Here is a 24387-nt window from a genome sequence, read left to right on the forward strand (position 1 = left end):
CCGATCCGGGCCGATTTTCCGATTCCGCGCACATTGTTGTTATCTGATCACTCCCCACAGGTCTCCGAGGAGGCAGCGGCGGACGGAAACACGGCAATGCGGAGTGCGGACCATGAACGCTGATGTGCAGAACAGGACCGGGAGCACCCTGGTGCTCGCGGCGCAGGCCGGCGACCGGCAGGCCCAGGAGGCGCTGGTCGCCACCTGGCTGCCGCTCGTCTACAACGTGGCCGGCCGCGCCCTCGGCGGCCACGCCGACGTGGACGACGTCGCGCAGGAAACCATGATCCGTGCGCTGGACGGCCTGGACGGGCTCCGCGACCCGGACTCGTTCCGCTCCTGGCTGGTCGCCATCACCATGAACCAGGTGCGCCGCCGCTACGCCGCCGGTCAGCAGCAGGCCGTCGGCGGACTGGACGAGACCTGGGAGGTCGCCGACCCCACGGCCGACTTCACCGACCTCACCATCCTGCGGCTCGGCCTCTCCGGCCAGCGCCGCGAGGTCGCCGAAGCGACCCGCTGGCTCGACCCCGACGACCGCGAACTGCTCGCCCTGTGGTGGCTGGAGGCCGCGGGCGACCTGACCCGCGGCGAGCTCGCCGAGGCCCTCGACCTGAGCCCGCAGCACACCGCGGTCCGCGTCCAGCGGATGAAGAAGCAGCTCGAGGCAGGCCGCGTGGTCGTCCGCGCCCTCAGCGCCTACCCCCGCTGCCCCGAACTGACCGAGCTCACCGCCGGCTTCGACGGCACCCCGAACTCGGTCTGGCGCAAGCGCATCGCCCGTCACATCCGCGGCTGCGCCGACTGCGACGGCCTCGGCCGCGACCTCTTCCCCGCCGAGGGACTGCTGGCCGGTCTCGCCCTGGTGCCGATCCCGCTCGGTTCACCCGTCCTGCTCCACTTCCAGCACACCGCGGCCGCCGTCGCCGCCCAGTCCGCCGCCACCGGAGCGGGCTCGGGCGCCGGCCTGGGGGCGGGCTCGGGCGCCGGGTCCGGTACGGGAGGCGGCGCGCACGCCGCTGCCGGAGGACACGGCGGCTGGGCCGGCACCGCCGCGCGCAAGGCCGTCCTGGTGAGCGGCGCGGCCGCCGCGGTGGCCGTGACGACCCTCGCTCTGGTCTGGCCGCAGCACAGCGAGCCTCCGCTGGCGGCCGCGCCGGAGCCGACCGCCCCGGCCGCCGCCCAGGACACCCCGAGCGTCGCCGCCGCACCCGTGGCGGTCGTCCCGACACCTGTGTCGATGCCGACGCCCACGGAGACGCCCACGGAAACCCCCACACCCACAACCACGCCCACACCGACCCGTATGGTCACCGCCGCACCGGTGCCCAACCCGGAACGCCAGCTGGTGGACCTGGTCAACGCCGAACGCGCCAAGGTGGGTTGCGCCCCGCTGCGGATCGACCCCCGGCTGCACTCCGCCGCGCAGAAGCACACGGACGACATGGCCACCCGCGGTTTCTTCGACCACGTCAACCCGGACGGCGTCCGCACCGACGCCCGGATCACCGCCGCCGGCTACCGCTGGTCCCAGTGGGGCGAGAACATCGACCGGGGCCCGACCACCCCGGCCGCGGTCTTCGCCCGCTGGATGGACGGCGGCATCCACCAGTCGAACATGCTCGACTGCGGCTTCAAGGACATCGGCGTCGGCGTCGCCACCAACCAGGCCGGCACGCCCTACTGGACCCAGGACCTCGGGGCACCGATGTCCTGAGCAGACGGGAGCCCGGGTCGCCCCTGACGCGGCGGCCCGGCCCCGACACCGTGGCCCGGACTAGGCGGGGGTGACCCCGACCAGCCCGTCCGCCGATCCGGTCACGAAGCCCGTGGCGTGCCCGACGACACCGCCCGCGTCGCCGACGTGGCCGGGCACCACGTCGGGCGCGCTGCTCAGCGGCCCGGGCAGTCCCTCCTGGCCGCCCACGGCGCTGGCGTGCGCACTCGGCGCGGTGAGGGAGGCCACGACACCCACGGCGAGCGAGGCGACGGCGAGCATGCTGCGCTTCTTCATGGCCCGTCCAACGACACTGCGCCGGAAGGGTTACGGGGGCGGCCCGCACGAACCACCCCGTGCTCTCCGTCGCCGCCGTGCCGACAGCGCGTCAGACCCGGTAGAACGTCCGCCCGGCGGAACCGGAGGAGACCGACCACACCTCGGTTATCAGCCCGCCGCTGAGTCGCAGGACGTCCGTCCCGCTGCGCGCCACGATGCCGCCCTCGCCGTCCGAGAAGCTTGCCAGGTACGGCCGGGCCACCAGGCCGGACACCACCCCGTCGACCGACTCCAAGTCCACCACGGCGACGCCCTCGGCCTGGAACCGCAGCTCCGACCGCTTGGCGTGCCACTGCCGGATCACCTCGGCCAGCGCCGCCGGCGTCCGCACCTCGTCGAACACCTCCGAGCCCGCCTGCGTGTACCGCAGGGTGAAGTCGGGCGCCATGATCTTCTCGGCCAGCCCGAACTCGCCGTTCCACAGCGCCGTCCAGCGGTCGTAGACCTCGACCCCGAACTCCCGCAGCTCAACACCCATGAGAAGGCCCCCCGTTCGTTCCCCGACCGTTCGTCGATCGTGCTGGGGACGCTAGCACCGGCCACTGACAATCCGGCCGGGGAGCGCGGCGAGGGCCCGCGCGGAGACATTGGACGGCCCGCGCGCCGACCGGGACTCAGGCCGGGCGGCGGGCGGGCCGTGGGAACCACCATGGCCTCACCAGCCCCTGCCGGTCAGGGCGCGCACGCGGCGACCGGACGCACACCGGCGCGCCGGGGCGTGCAACAGGAGCCCCAGCGGCGCCGTCAGAGCGTCCCGGAGCCCCGGGCCACCCCCGTCCCGCCCACCGCCCGGGCCCCGTCCTGCGGTGCCGCCGCCCCCACCGGCCGCACCGTCCAGTCCGGATGCCCCGGCATCGGCGGCGTGCGCAGTCCGTACAGCCAGTCGTGGAGGAACCCGCTCAGGTCCTCCCCGGACGCCTCGGAGGCGGTGCGCACGTAGTCCTCGGTGGTCGCGTTCCCGTAGCGGTGTTCACGCAGGAAGGCGTGTTCGATCCGGTCGAAGGTGTCCGCGCCGACCTTCTCGCGCAGCGCGAACAGCACCAGCGCGCCGCCCGCGTAGCGCTGGCTGTCGAAGAGGTCGGCGGCGTTCGGGAGGGCGACCGGCCCGGAGTCGTGGCGCCACTGGTCGCCGAGCCCGTAGACGTCCCGCATCCGGTCGACCAGGGTGAGGTGGTCCCAGGCGTCGGGCCAGCCGCGCTCGTAGCGGTACAGCAGACCGTAGAAGTCGGCGTGGCCCTCGTTGAGCCAGAGGTCGGACCACCTGGCCGGGGAGACGCTGTCGCCGAACCAGGAGTGCACCAGCTCGTGCATCATGTGCGAGCCGATCTCCGACTCCGGTCGGCGCAGGAAGTTCGGCTTGTAGAGGGTCAGGGTCTGGGTCTCCAGGCCGGTGAAGGCGAACGCCTCCGGGTCGTCGGTGTTGGCCGGCAGGAGGCCGTAGGTCTCGAACGGGAACGGCCCCAGGTGCTGCTCCGCCCAGGCGAGTTGGTCGGCGGTGAGGGCCAGCGCGGGCTCCAGCTCGGCGGCCCGGGCGGTCGGGACGACGTCGCGCAGCGGCAGGCCGTGCGGGCCGGTGCGCTCGCGGACGGTGTAGTCGCCGACCGAGACCTGGACCAGCTCGGTGGCCATCGGCTCGCGGGAGACGTACCGGCGGGTGGTGCGGCCGTCGCCGTGCCGCTCGGTCTGCGCCAGCCGGCCGTTGGCGACGCCCAGGAGGCCGTCCGGTGCGGTCACCGCGATGGTGAACCGGGCCTTGTCGCTCGGATGGTCGTTGCACGGGAACACGGTGTGCGCGCTCTCCGGCTGGCCGGCCACCGCGAAGCCGTCCGGCGTCGGGACCCAGCCCGTGTGCGGCTGCGCGGCCCGCGGATCGGCCGTGTACTCGACCGTCAACTCGGTGGTGGCGCCCGGACGGAACGGCTCGGCCGGGGTGACGGTCAGCTTCTCGTCGTGCGTCGCGAAGGCCGCCGGGCGCCCGTCGACCCGGACGGCGCGCACGGCCAGCCCGAGCGCGTCCAACTCCAGGTGGGCGAGTGTGCGGTCGGGCCGGGCGGTGATCACGGCGGTGCCGTCCACGGTGCGGGTGTCGGCCCGGTAGTCGAAGGCCAGGTCGTAGGCGAGCGCCCGGTACCCGGTGTTCCCGAGCGAAGGGAAGACCGGATCGCCCAACCCGTCGACGGCACCGGCCGACGGAACGCTCGCGGACAGCAGCACCGCGCTGAGCACGAGCGACAGGGCGAGACCGGCACGGGGCCTGGACAGGAATGATCACCGCACTTCACGAGTGGGAGCGGACGCGGAAGCCGCCGGGACAGGTAGACCGCGCACGGATGCTAGTGGACCGCCGGCCCGTGGCAGGCACGATCCGCGGGATCCGGGGGCCGGCGACACACCGCCATCCCCCGGACGGCCCACGGTGATGGCGCGGCCCCCGGGCGCGGTCTAACGTCGGGAGTGCTTCGTCCCCTGACGGACGAGGCCACGGCCGTCGGAAAACCTGGCCAGGTCCGGCGGCCGTACTTTCATGCCCTGGCACTCCCCGCGGACGCACTCCCCGTGCACGCACCCCGTAGGCTGGCGGCCGAGACGAGCCCCGCCCCGGATGCCAGGAGCCGCCGTGACCAGCCCCGCTTCGCACGTTCTGGTGATCGGCGAGTGCGTCGCTGACATCGTCCGTACGGACGGCGCCCCGGACCGGGTGCACCCCGGCGGCAGCCCCGCGAACGTCGCGTACGGTCTGGCGCGGCTGGGCCGCCCGGCCACGCTGCTCACCGAGCTCGGGCCGGACGCCAACGGCCGGCTGATCCGGGCACACCTGGAGTCGGCGGGCGTGCGGGTGCGGGCCGCCGAAGTCGCGCGGACTCCCTCGGCCGTGGTGCGGCTGGACGGGCAGGGGCGGGCCCGCTACACCTTCGACATCGGCTGGTCGCTGCCGTCGGCCGGGGCGGCGCCGACCGACCTGGCGCAGGCGCCCGCCGCGATCCACGTCGGCTCGATCGGCGCGGTCACCGAGCCGGGCGCGGCGGCGGTGCTGGCGCTGGTGGAGCGGTGGCGCGGGCGGACACCGATCAGCTACGACCCCAACGTGCGCCCCGCGCTGATGGGGGAGCGGGCCGAGGCCGTCCGGCGCGTCGAGCGCTGTGTGGCGCTGAGCGACCTGGTCAAGGCGAGCGACGAGGACGTGGCCTGGCTCTACCCGGGCGAGCGGCCCGAGGCGGTCGCCGAGCGCTGGCTGGCCCTCGGCCCGTCCGTGGTCGCGGTGACCCTCGGCGCCGAGGGCGCGTTCGCCCGCACCGCCGGGGGCACCCGGGTCGAGGCGGCGGCCGTCCCGGTCCCGGTCGCGGACACCGTCGGCGCCGGGGACTCCTTCATGGCGGCCTTCCTGCACTCCCGCGCGAGCGGCGCCGACCTCCCGACCTGCCTCACCCACGCGGTGACGGCCGCCGCCCTGACCGTCTCCCGCCCGGGCGCCGACCCGCCCTCGGCAGCCGAGCTGGAGGCCGCCCTGGCGGACGGCCGGGGGTGCTGCTCCGACCCCGGCGTGGTGTAGCCGGCGGGCCTCCACGCGGGGACCGGGCGAGGTCCCGGCCCGCCGGGTCGTCGCCGCTGCTGTTCAACGCCCTTGCGGCTCCGGCACGGTGAGCTCCTTGCCGTACCAGATCTGGGCGTACGGGCCGTTGCTGTAGGCGGGGATCTCCTGGTAGCCGTGCCGGGCGTAGAGCGCGCGGGCCTCGACCAGGTCGAGGCGGGTGTCGAGGACGATCCGGTCGGCGCCGAGGGAGCGTGCCGCCTCGTCGACGGCGGCGAGCAGGCGGGCGCCACCGCGGGTGCCGCGCAGGTCGGGGCGGACGTAGACGCGGGTCAGCTCGACGGTGGTGGCGTCGAGTCGCCGCAGGCCGGCGCACGCGTGGGCGACGCCGTCGTACCGGCCGAGCAGGAACAGGCCGTCCGGGGCGACGAGGTCGTCGCTGGGGGAGTCGGCCAGACCGGACTCCAGCTGCTCCGGGGTGCCTTCCCGCCCGAGGTGCAGGCGGTAGTAGCGGTTGGCCACGTCGTAGTAGTACTCGCGCAGCAGTTCCAGGGCCTCGGGGGTGGTCACGTCGGCCGTGGCGACGGCCCAGAGGTCGGGGCGGCGGGGCGCGGTGCTCGTCATGCGCGCATGATCCACTCCCTGTCGCCGTCGTCGCAATCGGTTTTCGGGGGCGGCGCGGGCCCGGGCGGGGCGGGCGGACGGCAAAGGAACGGCAAGGCCTCCGGCGCGCCGTTGCCCCGCACGGGTGATGAGGGGATTGGCAGGGGTGCGCGGCGGGGGAGCAGTGCAGCTATGCACAGACCATCAGATTGTCAGATTAATGGGGGTTTGAGGGGGAGTCAGAAGAGCCGGAGCGGTGCGCGGACCGGCCTGCTGGCCACCGTCTGCCTCTCCGCCGTCATCACCGGCTGCGCCGGTCCGGCGGGCCCCGCCGGGCCGAAGGCGGCCCCGGCGACGAAAGACGCGGTACCCGCCGTCGAGGCTGCGGCACCCGCCGAAGCCGCTGCCGCCGCAGCCCCCGAGGTGGCCGGCCGCGGCGCGGCCCGCCCGCCTGCGGCGCCGCCGTTTCTGCCCGGCCTGGCCCGCCAGGAGGAGGAGACCAGCAGCGAGGCGGTCGCGCGCCAGGAGGCGGCGGTCCGGACCGCGCTGGAGACCGCGCAGCGCTGGGGTCTGGAGAGCCCGCCGTTGAAGGCGCCGCCGCGCCCGGCGACCAGGGTCCAGCTCACCCCCGTCCAGGGCGTCAAGCTCGCGGAGGGCCGCCCGCCGGTGGTCTACCGGGTGCCGACCGACGACAAGGTGGTCTTCCTGACCGTCGACGACGGCGCGGAGAAGGACCCCGCGTTCTCCCGGATGGCCGAGGAGCTGGGGATCCCGCTCAGCACCTACGTGTCCGACTACCTCGCCCGCGAGAACTACGGCTACTTCCGCGACCTGCACGCCCAGGGCGTGGAGATCAACAACCACACGATCAACCACCGCAACCTGAAGGTCCTGGACTACGAGACCCAGCGCCAGGAGATCTGCAACCAGCAGGACCAGCTGGAGCAGCAGATCGGCGTCCGTCCCCGGCTGTTCCGGCCGCCGTACGGCGAGTACAACGACGACACGCTGCGCGCGGCGGCCTCCTGCGGGGTGCAGGGGGTGCCGATGTGGAACGAGGAGGCCTTCCCGGACCACATGGAGTGGCGCTACGACGACCGGAAGCTCCATCCGGGTGACATCATCCTCACCCACTTCCGGGGCACCGACATCTGGAAGGCGTCCATGCCGGACCTGCTGCGCAAGGTCGTCAACGACGTCACCGCGGCCGGCTTCTCCCTGGGCCGCCTGGACGACTACCTGTAGCGACTGTCTGTAGCGACGACTACCTGTGGGGACGACCACGCGGCGGGGCGACCCACCCGGAGGGACGGCCACCCGGAGGGCGGCTCAGCCGAGCGAGAGGGCGTCGAGGTACACCCAGGCGCCCTCGTACCGCACGAAGCGGCTGTGCTCGGTGAGCACGCCCTCCTCGTCGCCCTCGGTCCAGTGCGCCCGGAAGGCGACCGTGCCCTCCGCGTGGAACGCGCCGCCCTCGGAGGTGGAGACCACCTCCAGCCGGGTCCAGCGCAGCGCCGGGTCGAAGTCGACCTCGGCGGGCCGGGTGTCCGGGTGCCAGGTCCGCAGCAGGTACGCCTCGTCCTGCGCGGCGAAGGCGCTGAACCGGGAGCGCATCAGCGACTCCGCGGTGGTGGCCGCCGCCTGGCCGCGGTGCAGTCGGCCGCAGCAGTCGCCGTAGGCGGCGGGCGGGCCGCACGGGCAGGGGGAGGAGGGCAGCAGCCGGGGAGCGGCGGTGCGGGGCGCGGGGCGAGGTCGGGACATGCGCCCATTCTCCCCCACCGCCGTGTGGCTCCCGCCGCCCGGGACCCGGCGGGCGTGGGGCCCGCCCCCTCGGTGCACCGGGGAGGCGGGCCCGTCCGCGTTACGCGGGGCGCCGGAAGGAGTAGTTGAACTCGGCGTTGCCGAAGTGCCCCATCATCCGGAGCCAGAAGGGCATCAGCATCTCCGTCGCCCGGGCGGCCACGATGTCCCCGAGGTCGATGATCCACTCGGCCGGCCAGCCGAAGCTGCCGAGCAGTGCGACGGCCTCGGCCTTGGCCGCCGCGTCGTTGCCGGCGATGAAGAGGTTGTGCTCGCCGGTCAGCCGGCCCGGCTCCACCATCAGCTCGCAGTTGATGGTGTTGAGCGCCTTCACCACCCGGGCCTCGGGGAACTCGCGCTGGATCCGCTCGCCGACGCTGTCGGTGTTCACCGGGTCGAGGGTCACCTGGCCTTCGGGGTCGAACACCAGCGGGTTGGAGACGTCGATCAGCAGCTTCCCCGCGAGGTGCTCCGCCCCGGCGGCCTGCAGCGCCGCCAGCGAGACCGTCCCGCCGGTGGCGTTCAGCACCACCTCGCCGAAGGCCGCGGCCTCGGCGAAGGTCCCGCACTGGGCGGCGGGGCCGGCCTGCGCTGCCCAGGCCAGCCCCTTCTCGTTGTCCTTGCGGCGGGAGCCCAGCGTCACCTGGTGGCCGAGCGAGACCAGCTTGCTCCCCAGGGTCTGCCCGACCATGCCCGTGCCGATGATTCCGATGCGCACCGTTTCCCCGTTTCGTCAGGAGGAGGCCCGTCCCTGCCGAACGCGCCGGCGACGACCCTAGTTGACCGGGCGTCAGTCGCGTCGGAACGACCGGATCACGTCTTTGCCTCGAGGGTGGACATCCTCAGGCGCGGGCGTCACCGAAGCAGCCGCGCAGCGCCCGTGTCAGGCCCTCCGGTTCGGTCTCGTCGACCCCGGACGCCCAGGCCACGTACCCGTCCGGGCGCAGCAGCAGCGCACCGGCGGGCGGTTCGGCGCAGTCGGCGGCCACGAGGTCCACCCGGTCCTGCCACCCCGCTGCGCGGTCCGCGAGCGCGAGTTTCCCGCCCGTGAGGTCCAGCAGCAACGGGCGCCCGCCACGGGCGAGTTCGGCGAGCCGGACCGGGCCCGCGGCGGTGGTCAGCGCGAGGTCGGGTGCGAAGCGTCCGGCGAGCGGGTGCGGGCAGTCGGTGTCGTAGTGGATGTCGCTGCCTGCCAGCAGCGCGGCGATCCGGGCGAGGTTGTCCTGGTAGGAGAGCAGTTCGCCGACCAGGGCGCGCAGTGCGGTGGTTCCGGGGCCGGGAGCCATCAGGGCCATCTGGGCCTGGGAGTGCATGAAGACCCGCTCGCCGATCGGGTGGCGCTCGCGGTGGTAGCTGTCCAGCAGGCCGGTCGGGGCCCGGCCGTGGAGTTCGGCGGCCAGCTTCCAGCCGAGGTTGGCGGCGTCCTGCAGGCCGAGGTTGAGGCCGGGGCCGCCGGTCGCGGCGTGTACGTGGGCGGCGTCGCCGACCAGCAGCACACGGCCGTCGCGGTAGCGCTCGGCGAGCCGGGTGTTGTGGCCGACGGTGCGGCGCGGCGTGTACGGGCCGGGCGTGCGGGCCGGGGAGAGCGCCAGATCGGCGCCGGTGACCCGGCGGATGCTGGCGCTCAGTTCGTCCAGGGTGAGCGGGGCCTGCTGGTCCACCGGCGGGCCTCCCCACTCCATGGTGGCGACCATGACGGCGTCCTGGTCGAAGGGCGAGAGGACGAAGACGCCGTCCTCGGTGCGGGTGTGGGTGAACGGGCGGATCGGGGTCGGGCAGCCGGGCAGGAGGACCTCGCCGTCGTCGGTGAGCCGGGCCCCCTCGGGCGGCAGCACGTGGGCGATGCGGGAGACCGGGTCGGGCGAGGTGACCCCGGGGAAGCCGATCCCGGCGAGTTTGCGGACGGTGCTGCGGCCGCCGTCGGCCCCGACCAGGTAGCGGGCGCGCGCCTGCCCGGCGCCGTCCGGGCCGTGGACGTCCACGGTCACACCGGTCGCATCCTGGACGAAGCCGGTGACCTCGCAGTTTCGGCGTACGGTGATGCCGAGTTCGCGGGCGTGTTCCTCCAGTACCTCCTCGATCCGGTGCTGGGGTACGAGCAGGGCGTGCAGCGGGTTCCGGTCGAGCCGCTGCAGGTCCAGCGGGAAGGCGCCGAACACGAAGCGGGGTACGGGCTGCGGCGCGCCCGGCGTGGTGCCGAGCTGCTCGTACAAACCCCGGTGGTCGAGCAGTCGGATGACCTGGCCGACCAGCCCGTTGGCCTTCTGCTCGCCCGAGCGCTCGGGCAGCCGGTCCAGCACTACCGGCCGGACTCCGGCCAGGGCCAGTTCGCAGGCCAGGAACAGCCCGACCGGGCCGGCGCCGACGATGACGACGTCATGCATGATGGGTCCCCCCTCTGGGACGGTGAGTTCAGCGGGACGACGGCCTGGGCAGCCCGGCTGCCAGCAGGTGCAGCGCCTGTTCGAGCAGTGGCCGGAACGGCACCGGCGGGTCGGCGTTCAGGTACTGGTCGTTGGCGACCTTGACCGCGGCCAGCGCGGTCGCGGCGACCAGTTTCGGGTAGAGGTCCCGGTCCGGGTCGGTCCCGGTCCGGGCGGCCACCGCGGCCGCGAGCCCGGCCTCCGCGTCCGCCCCGCCGCGCCACAGCTCAGCCTGGAGTACCGGTTCGCGCAGCAGCAGCCGTACGGCCGCGGTCCACCGCGGGTCCGGCTGCTCGGTCGCGACCCCGAACGGCAGGAGCATGGCCTGGGTGAGCGCCTCCCACAGCGGCTCGGCGGCCGGTCGCTCCCGCAGTGCCTCGGCGGCCTGCCGGACCCGGTCCTGGTGTCGGGAGACGATCGCCTCGGCCTTGCTGGAGAAGTAGTTGTTGTAGGTGCGCGGCGACACCCCGGCCTCGGCCGCGATGTCCTCCACCCGGACGTTCTCCAGCCCCCGCTCCACCGCCAGGCGAAGTGCCGCCCAGCTCAGTGCCTCACGTGTCGCGGCCTTCTTCCGTTCCCGCAGGCCGGGCTGCCCGTTCGTCATGGCACCACTGTTCCGCAGAAAGTGCGTGCCGCGCAATAGTGCGGGCCACGCAAGTTTTTCCGGCCCTGCGGGGCTGTGGCGAGCCGCCCGCCACCTGCGGTTCGTCGCTGGTAGTAGTTGCCTGGTTGCGGAGCGATTCGCGCCAAGAGCCCAACCCGCAGGAATTCCGGCGGGACGACTCGACAGGACCTGAGGAGCGGTCATGGGTGGCAGACAGCGTCCGCCGAGAGCACGGAACCCTCGCCAGGGCAGGCCCGCCGGCGACGGCGGCCGGGCGAAATCCCGGGTGGAGTTCGCCCGCATCGAGGGCTTCCTGGCCTGGGAGGCGGAGGTCGCGGCGGCCGAGCGGGACGCCCGCGCCTTCGCCGGACAGTTCCCCTGGCTCCCCGCCGCGGAGCGGGAGAACCTCGAACAGGCCTACACCGCCGACCGGCTGCGCTACGCCGAGGAGGTCGTGGACCGCGCCGTGGAGCGCTGCCGTCGGCTGGCCGCCCGCTACCGCGGCGAATGCCGCCGGATCTGCACCCGCTGGGCGGCGCTCTGCCTCTCCGTCACCCTGGCGGCGGCGCTGTTCGCCGTCGTCCCGGCGGTCCTGCGGGGCTGAGTCTCGCAGGACCACTGCGTCCGAAGGAAGGGCGAGGGCCCGCTGCGCCGGCAACGGCGCAGCGGGCCCTCGCCCTGCCCGGACCGGGGATCAGTGGTGGCCGTGGCCGCTCGTGACCTCCGCGTGCTCCTCGGCGGTGGGCTTGGCGATCTGGCTGTCCTGGCCGTAGAAGCCGCGGGACAGCTTCACCCGGGCGCGGGTCCACATGCCGGCCTTGCGGACCACCCCGTTCTCGTCCACCTCCGGCGGCAGGACCGTCGGGCGCGGCTGGTCGTGCGCCGTGAGGGTGAAGAGCCGGCCCTGCGGCAGGGGGGCGTGGATCTCGATGAACTCGCCGTGCTGGAGCCGCTTGATGACGCCGGTCTCCCGGCCGTGCAGCACCTTCTCCTTGTCCCGCCGCTGCAGGCCCAGGCACCACCGCTTGGTGATCACGAAGACGACCACCGGCACGGCGAAGAAGCCGGCCCGCACCGCGTACGTGATCGCGTTGATCGAGAGGTGGAAGTGGGTGGCCAGCAGGTCGTTGCCGCCGCCCGCCAGCAGGACCAGGTACAGGCCCATCCAGGCCGCGCCGAAGGCCGTACGGACCGGGGCGTTGCGCGGCCGGTCGGCGATGTGGTGCTCGCCGCGGTCCCCGGTGACCCACGCCTCCAGGAACGGGTAGCCCCAGATGATCATCAGGACGGTAGGGAAGATCATCAGCGGGATGAACACCCCGAGATTCAGGGTGTGGCCGCCCCAGACGCTGATCTCCCAGCCGGGCATCACACGGACCAGGCCCTCGGAGAAGCCCATGTACCAGTCCGGCTGGGCGTCCGTGGACACCTGGTCGGGCCGGTAGGGGCCGTACGCCCAGATCGGGTTGACCGTGGCGATGGCCGACATCACCGCGACCACGCCGAAGACCAGGAAGAAGAAGCCGCCCGCCTTCGCCGTGTAGACCGGCAGCAGCGGCATGCCGACCACGTTCTCGTTGGTCCGGCCGGGCCCGGCGAACTGGGTGTGCTTGTGGTAGAAGACCAGGATCAGGTGCGCCGCGAGCAGGCCCACCATGATCCCCGGGATCAGCAGGATGTGGACGGTGAACAGCCGCGGGATGATGTCGGTGCCCGGGAACTCACCGCCGAACATGAAGAACTGCAGGTACGTGCCGACGATCGGGACGGCGAGGATCGCGCCCTCCATGAACCGGATGCCGGTGCCGGAGAGCAGGTCGTCCGGCAGCGAGTAGCCCATGAAGCCGTCGAACATGCCGAGGAACAGCAGCAGCGCGCCGAAGACCCAGTTGACCTCGCGCGGCTTGCGGAAGGCGCCGGTGAAGAAGACGCGCATCATGTGCGTCAGCATCGAGGCGACGAAGACGATCGCCGCCCAGTGGTGGATCTGCCGCATCAGCAGGCCGCCCCGGACCTCGAAGCTGATGTCGATTGTCGAGGCGTAGGCCTCGGACATCGGGACGCCCTTGAGCGGCACGTACGAGCCCTCGTAGACGACCTCGCCCATGCTCGGCTTGAAGAACAGGGTCAGCCAGACGCCGGTCAGGATGATGATGACGAAGGTGTAGAGCGCGATCTCGCCCAGCATGAAGGACCAGTGGTCCGGGAAGATCTTGCGCAGATTGGCCTTGGCCAGGGAGTAGATGCCGAGCCGGCCGTCGGTCCAGTCGGCGAGAGCCTCGGCCTTGTTCGCGGGCTTGGCGCGCGTGGTGGTCACCGGTCCCGGCTGCGACTGCTGGTCGGTTCTCACGACGGGCTCCCCGGCGTCCTCGGCGTGCCGTGCTGGATCCCCGTCGGCGGGAACGCCGGCCGGCGAAGTGTTGTGATCATGGGACCTCTCGATACGGGCCCGCCGGTCGGACCGGCGCGCGGACCGGGGTGGTCCGCTGGACCCGTTGCTCAGGGTGATGGAGCGCTTACTCTGACATGCTGTCGGCAGGGGGCCGACTGTGCACGTCCATCGGCCCGTCCGGCCGCTCGTGTCGGGCCGGACGGGGGTCCCTGACGCCCGATCGGCTGGCCGCCGGTCGGCCCAACGGGTGCCGATGCTGCGGTCGGGTGCCGCTGAACCGATTCGGCGCGCGCCGCGCCCGGGGCTCGCGCGGTCCACGGCCTACGCTGCGCCAATGGTGGATCACCGTGAACTCTTCGAGGACGTCACCGAAGCCCTGACCCGCGCCGGGTTCGACACCGCGCCGGGCCCCTCACCGCTGTGGATCGGCCACCACCCCGAGGGCGTGGTGGTCGGCTGGACGCCGGACGCGGAGCCGGACGGGCCGCTCACCCGGGAGGCGCGCGCGGCGCTGAGCGGCGCGGCCGCGCTCGTGCTGCGCGAGTGCGGCTACCTGGTCGCCGAGACGGAGGCGGGCGACCTGCTGGTGCGCACCGCCGAACCGGTGACGGTCCCGGCCGAGCCGGAGCCGGTACCCGAGCAGTGGTGGGGGTGACGGGCCGAGCGGCGGCGCGCGCCTTCCGCCGGCCGTCCGTCTCCCGCCGACTGCCCTTCTCCCGCCGACCGCAGCGACGTGCCGGTTTGGGGAACGCGCGGGGGGTTCCATACCGAACCCTTACCTGAAGCGGGGGTGCAGTTGACCAGCGCGGCTCTAAGGTTTGCCTAAGCTAAGCCGAAGCGCCCTGGACCACGACGTCCGGGGCGTTCGGCTGTGCCGCTCCACCGCCACCGCGGCGGGGCGAGAACAGGTGACGGCCCGGGGTGGCCCGGGGGAGGAGCCCGCTGCATGTGGGATGAGGCGTTTCCCAGCTTCCTGATCGGGTTGCGCGAAGGCCTGGAAGCCGGACTGGTCGTGTCGATCCTGGTCGCCACGATGGTCCGGGCGGGCCAGAAGGCCCGACTGCCCCAGGTGTGGAGCGGCGTCGCGGCGGCCATCGCGCTCAGTCTCAGCTTCGGCGCGGTGCTGACCTTCACCTCCGCCACCCTCTCCGGTCACGCCCAGGAGGCGTTCGGCGGGGTGCTCAGCCTGATCGCGGTCGGCTTCGTCACCGCGATGGTGTTCTGGATGCGCCGCTCGGCCCGCACCCTCTCCGCCGAGCTGAAGGAGAAGGTCCAGGCCTCGCTGGCGATGGGCGCCGGCGCGCTGGTCCTCACCAGCTTCCTCGCGGTCGCCCGCGAAGGCCTGGAGACCTCGCTCTTCCTGTGGACCAACGTGCGCACCGCCGGGGAGTCCACCGGCCCGCTGCTCGGCGCGGCCGTCGGCCTGGTGCTCTCCACCGGGCTGTGCTGGGGCCTGTACCGGCGGGCGCTGAAGATGAACCTCACCCGGTTCTTCACCATCACCGGCGCCGGGCTGATCGTCGTCGCGGCGGGCGTGCTCGGCTACGGCCTGCGCGACCTGCAGGAGTCCGGCCTGGTCGGCGGCGGAAGCACGTACGCCTTCGACCTGAGCGGGCACCTGGACGCCTCGTCCTGGTACGCCACGCTCGTCCAGGGCACGCTCAACCTGACCGTCACCATGACGGTCCTGCAGGTCGTCGGCTACGTCGCGTACCTGGGCATCGTGATGACGAGTTTCATCGAGGACGTCCGGGGCGGCGCGGGTGCGTCGGCCGCGACTCCCGCCGCGGGTTCCGGGCCGGCTGCGGCCGAGAAGGCCGCGCCCGCCGAGCAGAAGGCCGGACCGGTGCGCCCCGGGCGTCCGCGCTGGGTGCTGCCGGTCGCGCTGGTCGCCGTCCCGGTCGTGGTGGCCGGCGCCGTCGTCGCGGTCAGCGACGGCAAGCAGGACAGCTCCGCCACCGTCACCGTCTCCGAGCACGACTGCGGCAAGGGCTTCGGCACCCCGCAGCCCGGCCAGCAGGTGTTCCAGATGCACAACACCGGCGACAAGGTCTCCGAGGTGTACCTGGTCAACCCGGGCACCGGCGCGGTCTACGGCGAGGTCGAGGGCCTGGCCCCCGGCACCACCCGGGCCCTGACCGCCACCATCGGCTCGGGCGACTACGCCTGGCGCTGCGTGCCCACCGGCGGAAACGCCGTCACCTCCGCCGCCGTGCACCTCACCGGCGGCAGCGAGGTCAAGGCCGTCAAGCCGGTCTCCGAGGACGACCTCAAGGGTCCGCTCGACAGCTACAAGGACTACGTCGACCAGGGCCTCGCGACCCTCATGACGCAGTCCCAGAAGCTCCAAGCCGACGTGCACTCCGGCGACCTCGCCACCGCCAAGGCCGACTGGCTCACTGCGCACCTGCAGTACGCCTCGCTCGGCGCCGCCTACGGCACCTTCGCCGACCTCGACGGCAAGATCGACGGGCGCCCGGACGGCCTCGCCGACAAGTACCAGGACCAGGGCTTCACCGGCTTCCTGCGCCTGGAGTACGGCCTGTGGCACGGCCAGTCCGCCGCCGACCTGACGCCCGTCGCGGACGAGCTGGCGCAGAACGTCGCCAAGCTGGCCCACGACTTCCCGACGCAGGACTTCGACCCGGCCGACCTGCCGCTGCGCGCCCACGAGATCCTGGAGAACACCCTCCAGTTCGAGCTGACCGGCGACACCGACATGGGCAGCGGCACCAACCTGGCCACCGCCCAGGCCAACCTGGCCGGCACCCAGGAGCTGCTGACCCTGCTCCAGCCGCTGCTCGACGAGCGCGACCCGCAGCTGCTGGTGCGGGTGAACGCCGGGATGAAGCGGGTCGGCGACCTCGTCGCCGCCGCCCACGCGCCCGAGGGCTGGACCCCGGTCGACCGGCTGTCCGCCGACGCCCGCCGCCGGCTCAACGGCGCCACCGGCCAGCTGCTCGAAGACCTCGCCCCCATCCCCGCCCTGCTCGAGATCCGGAAGGCCGCCTGATGACCGACCACACCGCAGCCGCCGGCTCCTGCCCGTTCCCGCACGCCGCCGCCCAGGAGGCCGCCCGGGCCGCCGCCGTGGCCGCGGCGGAGAGCGGCTGTCCGGCCGGTCCGGCCCGGCGCAGCTTCGTCCGGGCCGCGCTCGGCGCGGGTGCCGGAGCGGCCGTGCTCGGCGGCGGCGCCCTCACCCTCGGCGCCGGCCCGGCCGCCGCCGGGGACGGCCGGCAGGCCAAGAGCGGGGCGGTCCCGTTCCACGGCGACCACCAGGCCGGGATCACCACCCCGGCCCCCGGCTACGCGGCCTTCGTGTCGTGCCAGGTGATCGCCCAGGACCGCAAGGGCCTCGAAGACCTCCTCAAGACCCTGACCGAGCGGATCCGCTTCCTCACCGCCGGCGGCACCCCGCCCGACCTCGGCGTCGGCGCGCCGCCCTCGGACAGCGGCATCCTCGGCCCGACCGTCCCCACCGACAACCTGACCGTCACGGTCGGCGTCGGCGCCTCGCTCTTCGACGACCGCTACGGGCTGGCCAAGGCCAAGCCGCTCAAGCTGACGCCGATGAAGACCTTCCCCAACGACAACCTGCAGGCCGCCGAACTGCACGGCGACCTCTCGCTGCAGATCTGCGCCGACCGCCAGGACACCGTGCTGCACGCGCTGCGCGACCTCACCCGGCACACCCGCGGCGCGCTGCAGATCCTCTGGCGGATCGACGGCTTCCAGAACCAGTCCCGCCCGGACGGCGCCCAGCGCAACCTGCTCGGCTTCAAGGACGGCATCGTCAACCCGGACACCGGCTCGTCCCGGGAGATGGACCGGCTGATCTGGGTGAACGGCGGGACGGGCGAGCCGGCCTGGGCCGTCGGCGGCAGCTACCAGGTGATCCGGATCATCCGGATGCTGATCGAGTTCTGGGACCGCGTCACCCTGACCGAGCAGGAGAAGATGTTCGGCCGCCGCCGCGACACCGGCGCGCCGCTCGACGGCCACCAGGAGACCGACGCGCCGGACTACGCCAAGGACCCGGACGGCAAGGCGATCCCCCTCGACGCGCACATCCGCCTCGCCAACCCGCGCACCGCCGACACCGACGACTCCCGCATCCTGCGCCGCGGCTACAACTACGACCGGGGCATAGACAAGGCGGGCAACCTGGACATGGGCCTGGCGTTCTGCTGCTACCAGCAGGACGTGGTGCGGCAGTTCGAGGCCACCCAGACCCGGCTCATCGGGGAGCCGCTGGTGGACTACATCTCGCCGACCGGCGGCGGGTACTTCTTCGTCCTGCCGGGTGTGAAGGACAACGCCGACTGGCTCGGGCGGGGGCTGCTGGCCGCCGTCTGAGGGTGAACTCCACGGCGGGCCCGGTCACACCGGGCCCGTTGGCACCGGGCCCGTTCGTGCCGGCCCGGTCACACCGGGCCCGTTCGTGCCGTCAGCCGGATGCTGTCAGTGGTCAGCCTCGAGCCGTCAGGCGTCACCTGCCGAGCGTGAAGCCGATCACCGCGCCGCCGCCCGCCCGGTTGGTCGCGAAGGCCGTGCCGCCGTGCGAGCGGGCCACCTCGTCCACGATCGCCAGGCCCAGCCCCGAACCGGGCAGGCTACGGGCTGCGGTGGCCCGGTAGAAGCGGTCGAAGACCCGGTCGAGGTCGGCCACGTCGATGCCCGGGCCGCGGTCGCGCACCTCCACCCGTGGGCCGCGCACCACCACCTCGATCGGGCCCGCGCCGGCCGGGTCGAACTTGGCGGCGTTGTCCAGCAGATTGCCCACCGCCCGGGCCAGCGCGTCCGGGCGGGCGGTGACCACGGTGTCGTCGGCGTCCACCAGGATCTCCCGGTCGCTGCGCCGCCGGGCCTGGGCGGCCGCCCCGCGGACCACCTCGGCCAGGACCACCTCGGCCGGCTGCTCGTCCGCCCTGCGATCCGCGGCGAGTGCCACCAGCTCCTCCACCAGCTGGGTCAACTCCCGTGCCTCCTCGGTCAGATCGGTCATCAGGGCGGCGCGCTCGGCGGGCGGCAGCCGGTCCATGGCCGGGAGCACGGCGAGGTTGGTGCGCAGACTGGTCAGCGGGGTGCGCAGCTCGTGCCCGGCGTCCTGGACGAGGCGGCGCTGGTTCTCCTTGGCGGTGGCGAGCCGGACCAGCATCCGGTCGAAGGCCCGGCCGAGCCGGCCCACCTCGTCCGTCCCGGCGGCGGGCACCGGGACGTCCAACCGCCCGCTGGTGGCGACCAGTTCGGCCGCTTCGGTGAGCCGGACCAGCCGTCCGGAGATCCACCGGGCGAGCAGCCAGCCGGCCCCGCCCGCGAGCACCGCGACGACCGCCACCAGGGAGGCGGTCCGGATCCGCAGGGCGGACAGCAGGTGCTCGGTGGGGCCGACCTGCTGGATGATCTGGACCGCGCCGCGACGGCCGCCGAGCGAGACCACGCCCACCCGGAGGGTGTCTCCGTGCAGTCGGCGCAGCCCGGTCACGGTGCGGCCGGGCTCGTCGGCCCGGGCGAGTTCGCGGTCGGCCGGGGTCGACGGCAGGTCGAGCCGGGCCGTGCCGGGGAGCACCCGGGCGTCGGGGGAGAGCGCCTGCGAGGTCACCCGGATCGGGCGCAGCAGGTCGTCGCTCAGGCCGCTGGGGCCGGCGAAGTCGCCCGGGAAGAGGACCTGCTGTTCGACTTGCCGGTCGACGGACCGGACGGCCGCCGTGAAGTCGGCGGTCTCGTCGTCCCGGATCAGCCGGGCGGCGGCGTGATAGCCGAGCGCGCCGATCAGGACCGCCACCAGGGCGGCGATCGCGGCGAAGGCGAGCGAGAGGGTGGTGCGCAGGCCCGGGCGCGGCAGGCGCGGGCGGCGGCGCGCCGGGCCGGTCACGGCTCGCGCAGCGTGTAGCCGACGCCGCGGACGGTGTGGATCAGCGGGGCCAGGCCGGAGCGGTCGAGCTTGCGGCGCAGGTAGCCGATGAAGACGGCGAGGTTCTTCGAACCGGGACCGAAGTCGTAGCCCCAGATCTGCTCGTACAGGGTGGCCTGGTCGAGGACGGCCCCGCAGTGCCGGGCCAGCAGCTCCAGCAGGTCGAACTCGGTGCGGGACAGTTCCAGCTCCTCGCCGGCGCGCCAGGCCCGCCGGGCGGGCGGATCGATCCGCAGGTCGGCGACGGTCAGGACCTCGGTGGCCGGGGCGGTGTGGTTGCGGCGCAGCAGGGCGCGCAGGCGGGCGAACAGCTCGTCCACGTCGAAGGGTTTGACAAGGTAGTCGTCGGCCCCGGCGTCGAGGCCGGCGATCCGGTCCGGGACCTCGACCCGGGCGGTGAGCATCAGCACCGGGGTCCGGTCGCCGGCGGCGCGCAGCCGGCGGCAGACCTCCAGGCCGTCCGGCTCGGGCATCATCACGTCGAGCAGCAGGACGTCCGGGCGCTGTTCGGCGAGGACTGCCAGGGTCTGGGTGCCGTTCGCGGCGATCCGCACCCGGTAGCCCTCCAGCATCAGCGCGCGGGTGAGCGAGTCGCGGATGGCCCGGTCGTCCTCGGCGATCAGCACGGTGTGGGTCATGGCGAAGATTCTCCCTGGCGTGCTCACGACCGTTCCGGGCGGGTCGGGTAGACGGCCTGGCGGGCATCTCCGGGTACCGCTTTCGCCTGCTGCTTCGTGGGCGTACGGTGGCCACACGGTGGTGTGCCGCCGGGTGGGCCGCCGGGTCAGTGTCGGCACGCCCTGCCGGAGGCCGCGATGGCAGACCGGATGGCCTTCTTCACCACCCCGCGCGCGGAGCGGGCGCGGCGGGACGCGCGGGAACGGCTCGACGACCGGCGGGAGGTGTACCGGCCGGGGGCGCTGCTGCCGATCGTGAGCGGACAGGCGGAGCGCTGCATGGACTGCGGGCTGCCGTTCTGCCACAGCGCCTGCCCGCTCGGGAACCTGGTGCCGGACTGGAACCGGCTGGTGGCGGCCGCCGACTGGCGGGCGGCGGCGGCCCGGCTGCTGGCGACGAACAACTTCCCGGAGTTCACCGGGAGGCTCTGCCCGGCGCCCTGCGAGAGCGCCTGCGTGCTGGCGATCGACGGTGCCGCGGTGACCATCAAGAACGTGGAGCTGGCGATCGCCGACCGGGCCTGGGAGGAAGGCTGGGACGAACCGTTGCCGCCCGAACAGACCGGCGGATGGGGTGACAGGCGGGGGGACGGGCGGGGCGGCGGGCGGCGGGTCGCCGTGATCGGGTCGGGCCCGGCCGGGCTGGCCGCCGCCCAGCAGCTGACCCGCGCCGGGCACGCCACCACGGTGTACGAGCGGGCCGACCGCCCCGGCGGGCTGCTGCGGTACGGCATCCCGCCGTTCCGGCTCGAGAAGCACCGGCTGGAACGGCGGCTCGACCAACTGCGGGCCGAAGGCACCGCGTTCCGCACCGGCGTGTGGGTCGGCCGCGACCTGCCGGGCGAAGAACTGCGGGCCGGGTACGACGCGCTGGTCGTCGCCGTGGGCGCGACGGCCTGCCGGGAACTGCCGGTGCCCGGACGCCAACTGCCCGGGGTGCACCAGGCGATGGACTACCTGACCTGGGCGAACCGGGTGGACGAGGGCGATTGCCCGGACTCGCCGGTCTCCGCCGAAGGCCGCCACGTGGTGATCGTCGGCGGCGGGGACACCGCGGCCGACTGCCTGGGCACGGCACTGCGCCAACGCGCCGCCTCGGTCACCCAGCTGGACATCAACCCGCGCCCACCGGAGCGCCGGGCGCCAGGGCAGCCCTGGCCGGTCCACCCCAAGGTGTACCGCGAAACCACCTCGCACGAGGAGTCCGGCGCCACGGCGGCCGGGCCCCGGAAGTTCGCGGCGGTCACCGTGGGCTTCGAACCCGGTCCGGACGGCCGGCTCGCCGCCGTCCGCCTCGCCGAGACCGAGCCCGCCGACCGCAGCCCGCGGGCCGGCACCGAACAGAGCCTGCCGGCGCAGCTCGCATTGCTCGCCCTGGGCTTCACCGGGCCGGAGCCGGACCAGCGGCTCTTCGCCCAACTCGGCCTCGCCACCGGGTCCGAGGGCACCCTGGTCAGGGACGACGGCTTCGGCACCGCAGCGGAGGGCGTCTTCGTCGCGGGTGACGCCGGACGCGGACAGTCGCTGATCGTCTGGGCGATCGCCGAGGGACGGGCGGCGGCCGCGGCGGTGGACCGCTACCTGCGGGGGCGGACCGAACTCCCGATGCCGATCCGGGCCTCGGCGCGGGCACTCACCCTGTGATCCCGAAGGGCCCTCGCCCGGCCTGGAGGTCTGAAGTGCCCGCGTCCGGCCGGGCCACTGGGCGTGCCTCATGGGGTGGGCTCCGCCGCCGGTCCGGTGGTCGGTTGGAGGGTTGGCGCGGTGGTTGGTTGGGCGGCCGGCGCGGTGGTTGGCGCGGTGGGGTGGGCGCCCCGGTCGTAGCGCCAGAGCGCGGGGATCGCGGCGGGCAGGATGGCGGCGCTGCCGAAGCAGAGTAGGCCGCCGGTGCGCAGGGCGGCCCGGATGCCCTGCCGGGCGGCGAGGCCGCCGGCCCGCAGATCGCCCAGGGCCGGCCCGGCGGAGCCGATCAGCATCTCCAACCCGGCGGCGCGGCCCCGGAGTTCGTCCGGAATGGACTGGTTCCAGATCGCACTGCGGAAGGTGTCACCGATCCAGTGCGCCCCGCCGGCGACGGCCAGGCAGAACAGGACGACCCACAGGCCCGGGGCGAAGGCGGCCGCGGCCGTCGCCGCGCCGACCAGGGCGGCGGAGAGCACCACCAGTCGGCCGTGTCGGCGTACGCGCTCGGTCCAGCCGCCGGTCGCCGCGGCGATCAGGCTGCCCACCGCTCCGGCCGAGTAGAGCAGGCCGAGCGCCCACGTCGCGTCCAGCTCCGCGGCCAGGAACGGGAACAGGGCGGTGGGCAGGGCGAAGACGGTGGCCGCGAGGTCGGCCAGATAGGTGCCGATCAGGTCAGGCCGCCGCGCGGCGTACCGGGCGCCGTCGACGAACTCGCCCAGCTGCGGCTTCACGGCGTCCCGCTCGGATGGGACGGGACGAACCCGGGCGAGCAGGGCGAGCGAGAGCAGGAAGGTGCCGAGGTCGACCAGGTAGGCCGCAGGGGCGCCGGCGGTCGCGATCAGCAGCCCGGCGGCGGCCGGGCCCACCACCCCGCCGACGCTCCAGCGCAGCGAGAGCAGGGAGCCGGCCGCCACCAGGTGATCGGGTGGCACCAGGCGCGGAATCATCGCCTCGACCGAGGGCTGCTGGATGCCCTGCAGGGCGGCGGCCACCCCGGCGGCCACGTAGAGCGGCCAGGCGGCGGGCGCGCCGAGCAGCGCGTTGGCCAGCAGCAGGGCACTGAGCGCGGCCAGCGCGAACTCGGTGACCAGGGCCACCGTGCGGCGGTCGGCGCGATCGGCGAGGACACCGCCGTACAGGCCGAACACGATGACGGGCACGAGTTCGACCGCCCCGACCGCGCCCACGGCCCACGGCGAGCCGGTGAGGTCGGCGAGCTGCAGGGGGATCGCCGTCATGGTGAAGACCGAGCCGAGCAGGGTGACCGTGCCGGAGGTCCAGATCAGACGGAAGTCCCGGGAAGACCGCCAGGGCGCGGTGTTCGGGAGCAGCCGGGACCGGAAGCGGTCGGGGGTGGAGGTCATACGGGGTTGGTCCCTTCGTGGCCGGCGTCGTCGCGGTGCTGGCAGGTGGGCAGGTGGGCAGCTGGCAGTGATGGCGGTCCTTATCGCCGATAAGTTCCAGCTCGGGAACTTATCGGCGATAAGGTGAGTCCGGCAAGCGATTAAACCCGGGAGGTCGAACGGATGGCGCTGCAACGCGACGACGTGGTGCGCACCGCGCTGCGCCTGCTCAACGAGGAGGGCATCGAAGGGCTGACCACCCGCCGGCTCGCCCGCGAACTCGGTGTCCAGTCGCCGGCCCTGTACTGGCACTTCAAGAACAAGCGGGAACTGCTCGACCTGATGGCCGAGGCCATGCTCGCCGAGGCCCTCCCGCCCGACCGCGAACCGGACCCGGAACACTGGCCGGCGTGGATCGCCGCCGACGCCCGCGCCAAGCGCCACGCCCTGCTCGCCTACCGCGACGGCGCCCGGGTGCACGCCGGCACCCTGCCCGCCGACGACGAACTCCCGGCCGTCGAGGCCCAGTTGCGTGCCCTCAGCCGGGCTGGGCTGCGCCCGCGCACGGCGCTGCGGCTGCTGCTGACCGTCGACCGGTACATCATGGGCTGGGTCACCGAGGAACAGGCCTGGCGGCAGGACGCCGCAGACCGCGATCGGCCGCCGTTCCCGGACGACGCGCTGCGCGAACTCCCGCTGCTACGCGAGGCCGCCGACGTGCTGCGGATGACGGACCACGACGCCGACTTCGAGTACGGGCTGCGCGTGATGATCGAGGGGTTCCGGGCGGAGATCGCCCGGGAGGCGGCGGAGTCGGCCGGGCCGGGGGATGGGCTAGGTTGGCGCCATGCCCACCCTTGATCCCCGCAGCACGGCCCTGGTCCTGATCGACCTGATGAGCCGGATCGTCGCCAACCCGCTCGCGCCGCACGCCGGTTCGGAGGTGGTGACGACCTCGCTGGAGCTCGCCCGGGCCTTCCGCGCCGCCGGCGCCCCGGTCGTCGCCGTACGGGTCGACCGGCCGAACGTCGCCGAGCAGCCGCCCGGGAGCGAACTGCTCGCGGAGGTCGAGGCGGTGGCCGACGAGGTCGTGGTGAAGCGCACCCTCGGTGCCTTCCAGGGCACCGGCCTGCACGAACTGCTCCGGGAACGGGGCGTGGAGACCCTGGTGTTCGCCGGGATCGCCACCAACCTCGGGGTGGAGTCGAGCGCCCGCGCGGCCTCCGACCACGGGTACGAGCTGGTGTTCGTCGAGGACGCGATGACCGCGCTCACGGCGGAGGAACACCGGGCGTCGGTGGAACTCGACTTCCCGCGTCTCGGGGAGGTCGTGGCAGCGGGGGACCTGCGGCTGGGATAGGGC

At 73.8% G+C, this 24387-nt stretch carries 22 protein-coding genes; 10 read left to right on the forward strand and 12 right to left on the reverse strand.

Features of this window, described 5'->3' with window-relative positions; all coding sequences use genetic code 11:
* Positions 1 to 112: 112 nt before the first annotated feature.
* On the forward strand, positions 113 to 1717 hold the full coding sequence (locus ACZ52R_RS27085) for a sigma-70 family RNA polymerase sigma factor (RefSeq protein WP_465754319.1): 1605 nt from the start codon (positions 113 to 115) through the stop codon (positions 1715 to 1717).
* A gap of 60 nt (positions 1718 to 1777) precedes the next feature.
* Here ACZ52R_RS27085 and ACZ52R_RS27090 read toward each other — a convergent pair whose 3' ends face one another.
* The 3 genes from ACZ52R_RS27090 to ACZ52R_RS27100 form a co-directional block, all read right to left on the reverse strand.
* Complete coding sequence (locus ACZ52R_RS27090) at positions 1778 to 2014, reverse strand: hypothetical protein (protein ID WP_360491389.1); 237 nt, start codon at positions 2012 to 2014, stop codon at positions 1778 to 1780.
* 91 nt (positions 2015 to 2105) lie between these two features.
* The gene (locus ACZ52R_RS27095) at positions 2106 to 2534 is read right to left on the reverse strand and encodes a nuclear transport factor 2 family protein (protein ID WP_465754320.1); all 429 of its coding nucleotides are present in this window, start codon (positions 2532 to 2534) and stop codon (positions 2106 to 2108) included.
* 266 nt (positions 2535 to 2800) lie between these two features.
* A complete protein-coding gene (locus tag ACZ52R_RS27100) occupies positions 2801 to 4282 on the reverse strand; it encodes a M1 family metallopeptidase (RefSeq protein WP_465754321.1) in 1482 nt (493 codons plus the stop codon).
* A 391-nt stretch (positions 4283 to 4673) separates the two neighbouring features.
* On the opposite strand from ACZ52R_RS27100, the gene ACZ52R_RS27105 reads away from it, so the two are divergent.
* Positions 4674 to 5606, forward strand: a complete 933-nt coding sequence (locus tag ACZ52R_RS27105) for a carbohydrate kinase family protein (protein WP_465754322.1) — start codon at positions 4674 to 4676, stop codon at positions 5604 to 5606.
* A 63-nt stretch (positions 5607 to 5669) separates the two neighbouring features.
* Here ACZ52R_RS27105 and ACZ52R_RS27110 read toward each other — a convergent pair whose 3' ends face one another.
* A complete protein-coding gene (locus ACZ52R_RS27110) occupies positions 5670 to 6209 on the reverse strand; it encodes a GNAT family N-acetyltransferase (protein ID WP_465619181.1) in 540 nt (179 codons plus the stop codon).
* 207 nt (positions 6210 to 6416) lie between these two features.
* Here ACZ52R_RS27110 and ACZ52R_RS27115 point away from each other — a divergent pair, with 207 nt between their 5' ends.
* Positions 6417 to 7433 (forward strand): polysaccharide deacetylase family protein, encoded by a 1017-nt coding sequence (locus tag ACZ52R_RS27115; RefSeq protein WP_465619182.1) that lies wholly within the window; start codon positions 6417 to 6419, stop codon positions 7431 to 7433.
* A gap of 84 nt (positions 7434 to 7517) precedes the next feature.
* Here ACZ52R_RS27115 and ACZ52R_RS27120 read toward each other — a convergent pair whose 3' ends face one another.
* The 4 genes from ACZ52R_RS27120 to ACZ52R_RS27135 form a co-directional block, all read right to left on the reverse strand.
* Positions 7518 to 7949: a YchJ family protein gene (locus ACZ52R_RS27120; protein ID WP_465619184.1), complete on the reverse strand. Its 432-nt coding sequence runs from the start codon at positions 7947 to 7949 to the stop codon at positions 7518 to 7520.
* Positions 7950 to 8049: 100 nt separating this feature from the next.
* Complete coding sequence (locus ACZ52R_RS27125) at positions 8050 to 8706, reverse strand: NADPH-dependent F420 reductase (protein WP_465619186.1); 657 nt, start codon at positions 8704 to 8706, stop codon at positions 8050 to 8052.
* 124 nt (positions 8707 to 8830) lie between these two features.
* Positions 8831 to 10372: an FAD-dependent monooxygenase gene (locus ACZ52R_RS27130; RefSeq protein ID WP_465754323.1), complete on the reverse strand. Its 1542-nt coding sequence runs from the start codon at positions 10370 to 10372 to the stop codon at positions 8831 to 8833.
* Positions 10373 to 10400: 28 nt separating this feature from the next.
* Positions 10401 to 11015, reverse strand: coding sequence for a TetR/AcrR family transcriptional regulator (locus tag ACZ52R_RS27135; RefSeq protein ID WP_465619190.1), 615 nt, complete (start codon positions 11013 to 11015; stop codon positions 10401 to 10403).
* Between the two features lie 202 nt (positions 11016 to 11217).
* Here ACZ52R_RS27135 and ACZ52R_RS27140 point away from each other — a divergent pair, with 202 nt between their 5' ends.
* Entirely contained in the window at positions 11218 to 11619 is a 402-nt protein-coding gene (locus ACZ52R_RS27140; RefSeq protein WP_465663274.1) for a cytochrome C oxidase subunit I, read from the forward strand.
* 90 nt (positions 11620 to 11709) lie between these two features.
* Here ACZ52R_RS27140 and qcrB read toward each other — a convergent pair whose 3' ends face one another.
* Positions 11710 to 13332, reverse strand: a complete 1623-nt coding sequence (qcrB, locus tag ACZ52R_RS27145) for a cytochrome bc1 complex cytochrome b subunit (RefSeq protein WP_465619246.1) — start codon at positions 13330 to 13332, stop codon at positions 11710 to 11712.
* 409 nt (positions 13333 to 13741) lie between these two features.
* Between qcrB and ACZ52R_RS27150 the strand changes: the two genes are divergently transcribed.
* The 3 genes from ACZ52R_RS27150 to efeB all read left to right on the forward strand — a co-directional run bounded on the left by ACZ52R_RS27150 (position 13742) and on the right by efeB (position 17763).
* Positions 13742 to 14062: a hypothetical protein gene (locus ACZ52R_RS27150; protein ID WP_465619194.1), complete on the forward strand. Its 321-nt coding sequence runs from the start codon at positions 13742 to 13744 to the stop codon at positions 14060 to 14062.
* Positions 14063 to 14353: 291 nt separating this feature from the next.
* Entirely contained in the window at positions 14354 to 16420 is a 2067-nt protein-coding gene (efeU, locus tag ACZ52R_RS27155) for an iron uptake transporter permease EfeU (protein ID WP_465754324.1), read from the forward strand.
* Positions 16420 to 17763 (forward strand): iron uptake transporter deferrochelatase/peroxidase subunit, encoded by a 1344-nt coding sequence (gene efeB / locus ACZ52R_RS27160; protein WP_465619198.1) that lies wholly within the window; start codon positions 16420 to 16422, stop codon positions 17761 to 17763. Before efeU ends, efeB begins: the two co-directional genes overlap by 1 nt.
* A 133-nt stretch (positions 17764 to 17896) precedes the next feature.
* Here efeB and ACZ52R_RS27165 read toward each other — a convergent pair whose 3' ends face one another.
* Both ACZ52R_RS27165 and ACZ52R_RS27170 read right to left on the reverse strand, forming a co-directional pair.
* On the reverse strand, positions 17897 to 19282 hold the full coding sequence (locus ACZ52R_RS27165; protein ID WP_465754325.1) for a HAMP domain-containing sensor histidine kinase: 1386 nt from the start codon (positions 19280 to 19282) through the stop codon (positions 17897 to 17899).
* Positions 19279 to 19959 (reverse strand): response regulator transcription factor, encoded by a 681-nt coding sequence (locus tag ACZ52R_RS27170; protein ID WP_360491344.1) that lies wholly within the window; start codon positions 19957 to 19959, stop codon positions 19279 to 19281. The genes ACZ52R_RS27165 and ACZ52R_RS27170 overlap by 4 nt, the downstream gene beginning before the upstream one ends.
* Positions 19960 to 20136: 177 nt before the next feature.
* Here ACZ52R_RS27170 and ACZ52R_RS27175 point away from each other — a divergent pair, with 177 nt between their 5' ends.
* A complete protein-coding gene (locus tag ACZ52R_RS27175; RefSeq protein ID WP_465754326.1) occupies positions 20137 to 21642 on the forward strand; it encodes a glutamate synthase subunit beta in 1506 nt (501 codons plus the stop codon).
* 68 nt (positions 21643 to 21710) lie between these two features.
* On the opposite strand, the gene ACZ52R_RS27180 is transcribed toward ACZ52R_RS27175, so the two are convergent.
* Complete coding sequence (locus tag ACZ52R_RS27180; protein WP_465754327.1) at positions 21711 to 23045, reverse strand: MFS transporter; 1335 nt, start codon at positions 23043 to 23045, stop codon at positions 21711 to 21713.
* A 162-nt stretch (positions 23046 to 23207) separates the two neighbouring features.
* Here ACZ52R_RS27180 and ACZ52R_RS27185 point away from each other — a divergent pair, with 162 nt between their 5' ends.
* Positions 23208 to 23885 carry a TetR/AcrR family transcriptional regulator C-terminal domain-containing protein gene (locus tag ACZ52R_RS27185; RefSeq protein WP_465754328.1) on the forward strand — a complete coding sequence of 226 codons (678 nt, stop codon included), beginning with the start codon at positions 23208 to 23210 and terminating at the stop codon, positions 23883 to 23885.
* On the forward strand, positions 23872 to 24384 hold the full coding sequence (locus ACZ52R_RS27190; protein ID WP_360491332.1) for an isochorismatase family protein: 513 nt from the start codon (positions 23872 to 23874) through the stop codon (positions 24382 to 24384). Before ACZ52R_RS27185 ends, ACZ52R_RS27190 begins: the two co-directional genes overlap by 14 nt.
* The last annotated feature ends 3 nt before the right edge of the window (positions 24385 to 24387 follow it).

Source organism: Kitasatospora sp. NPDC034023 (genome assembly GCF_055575795.1).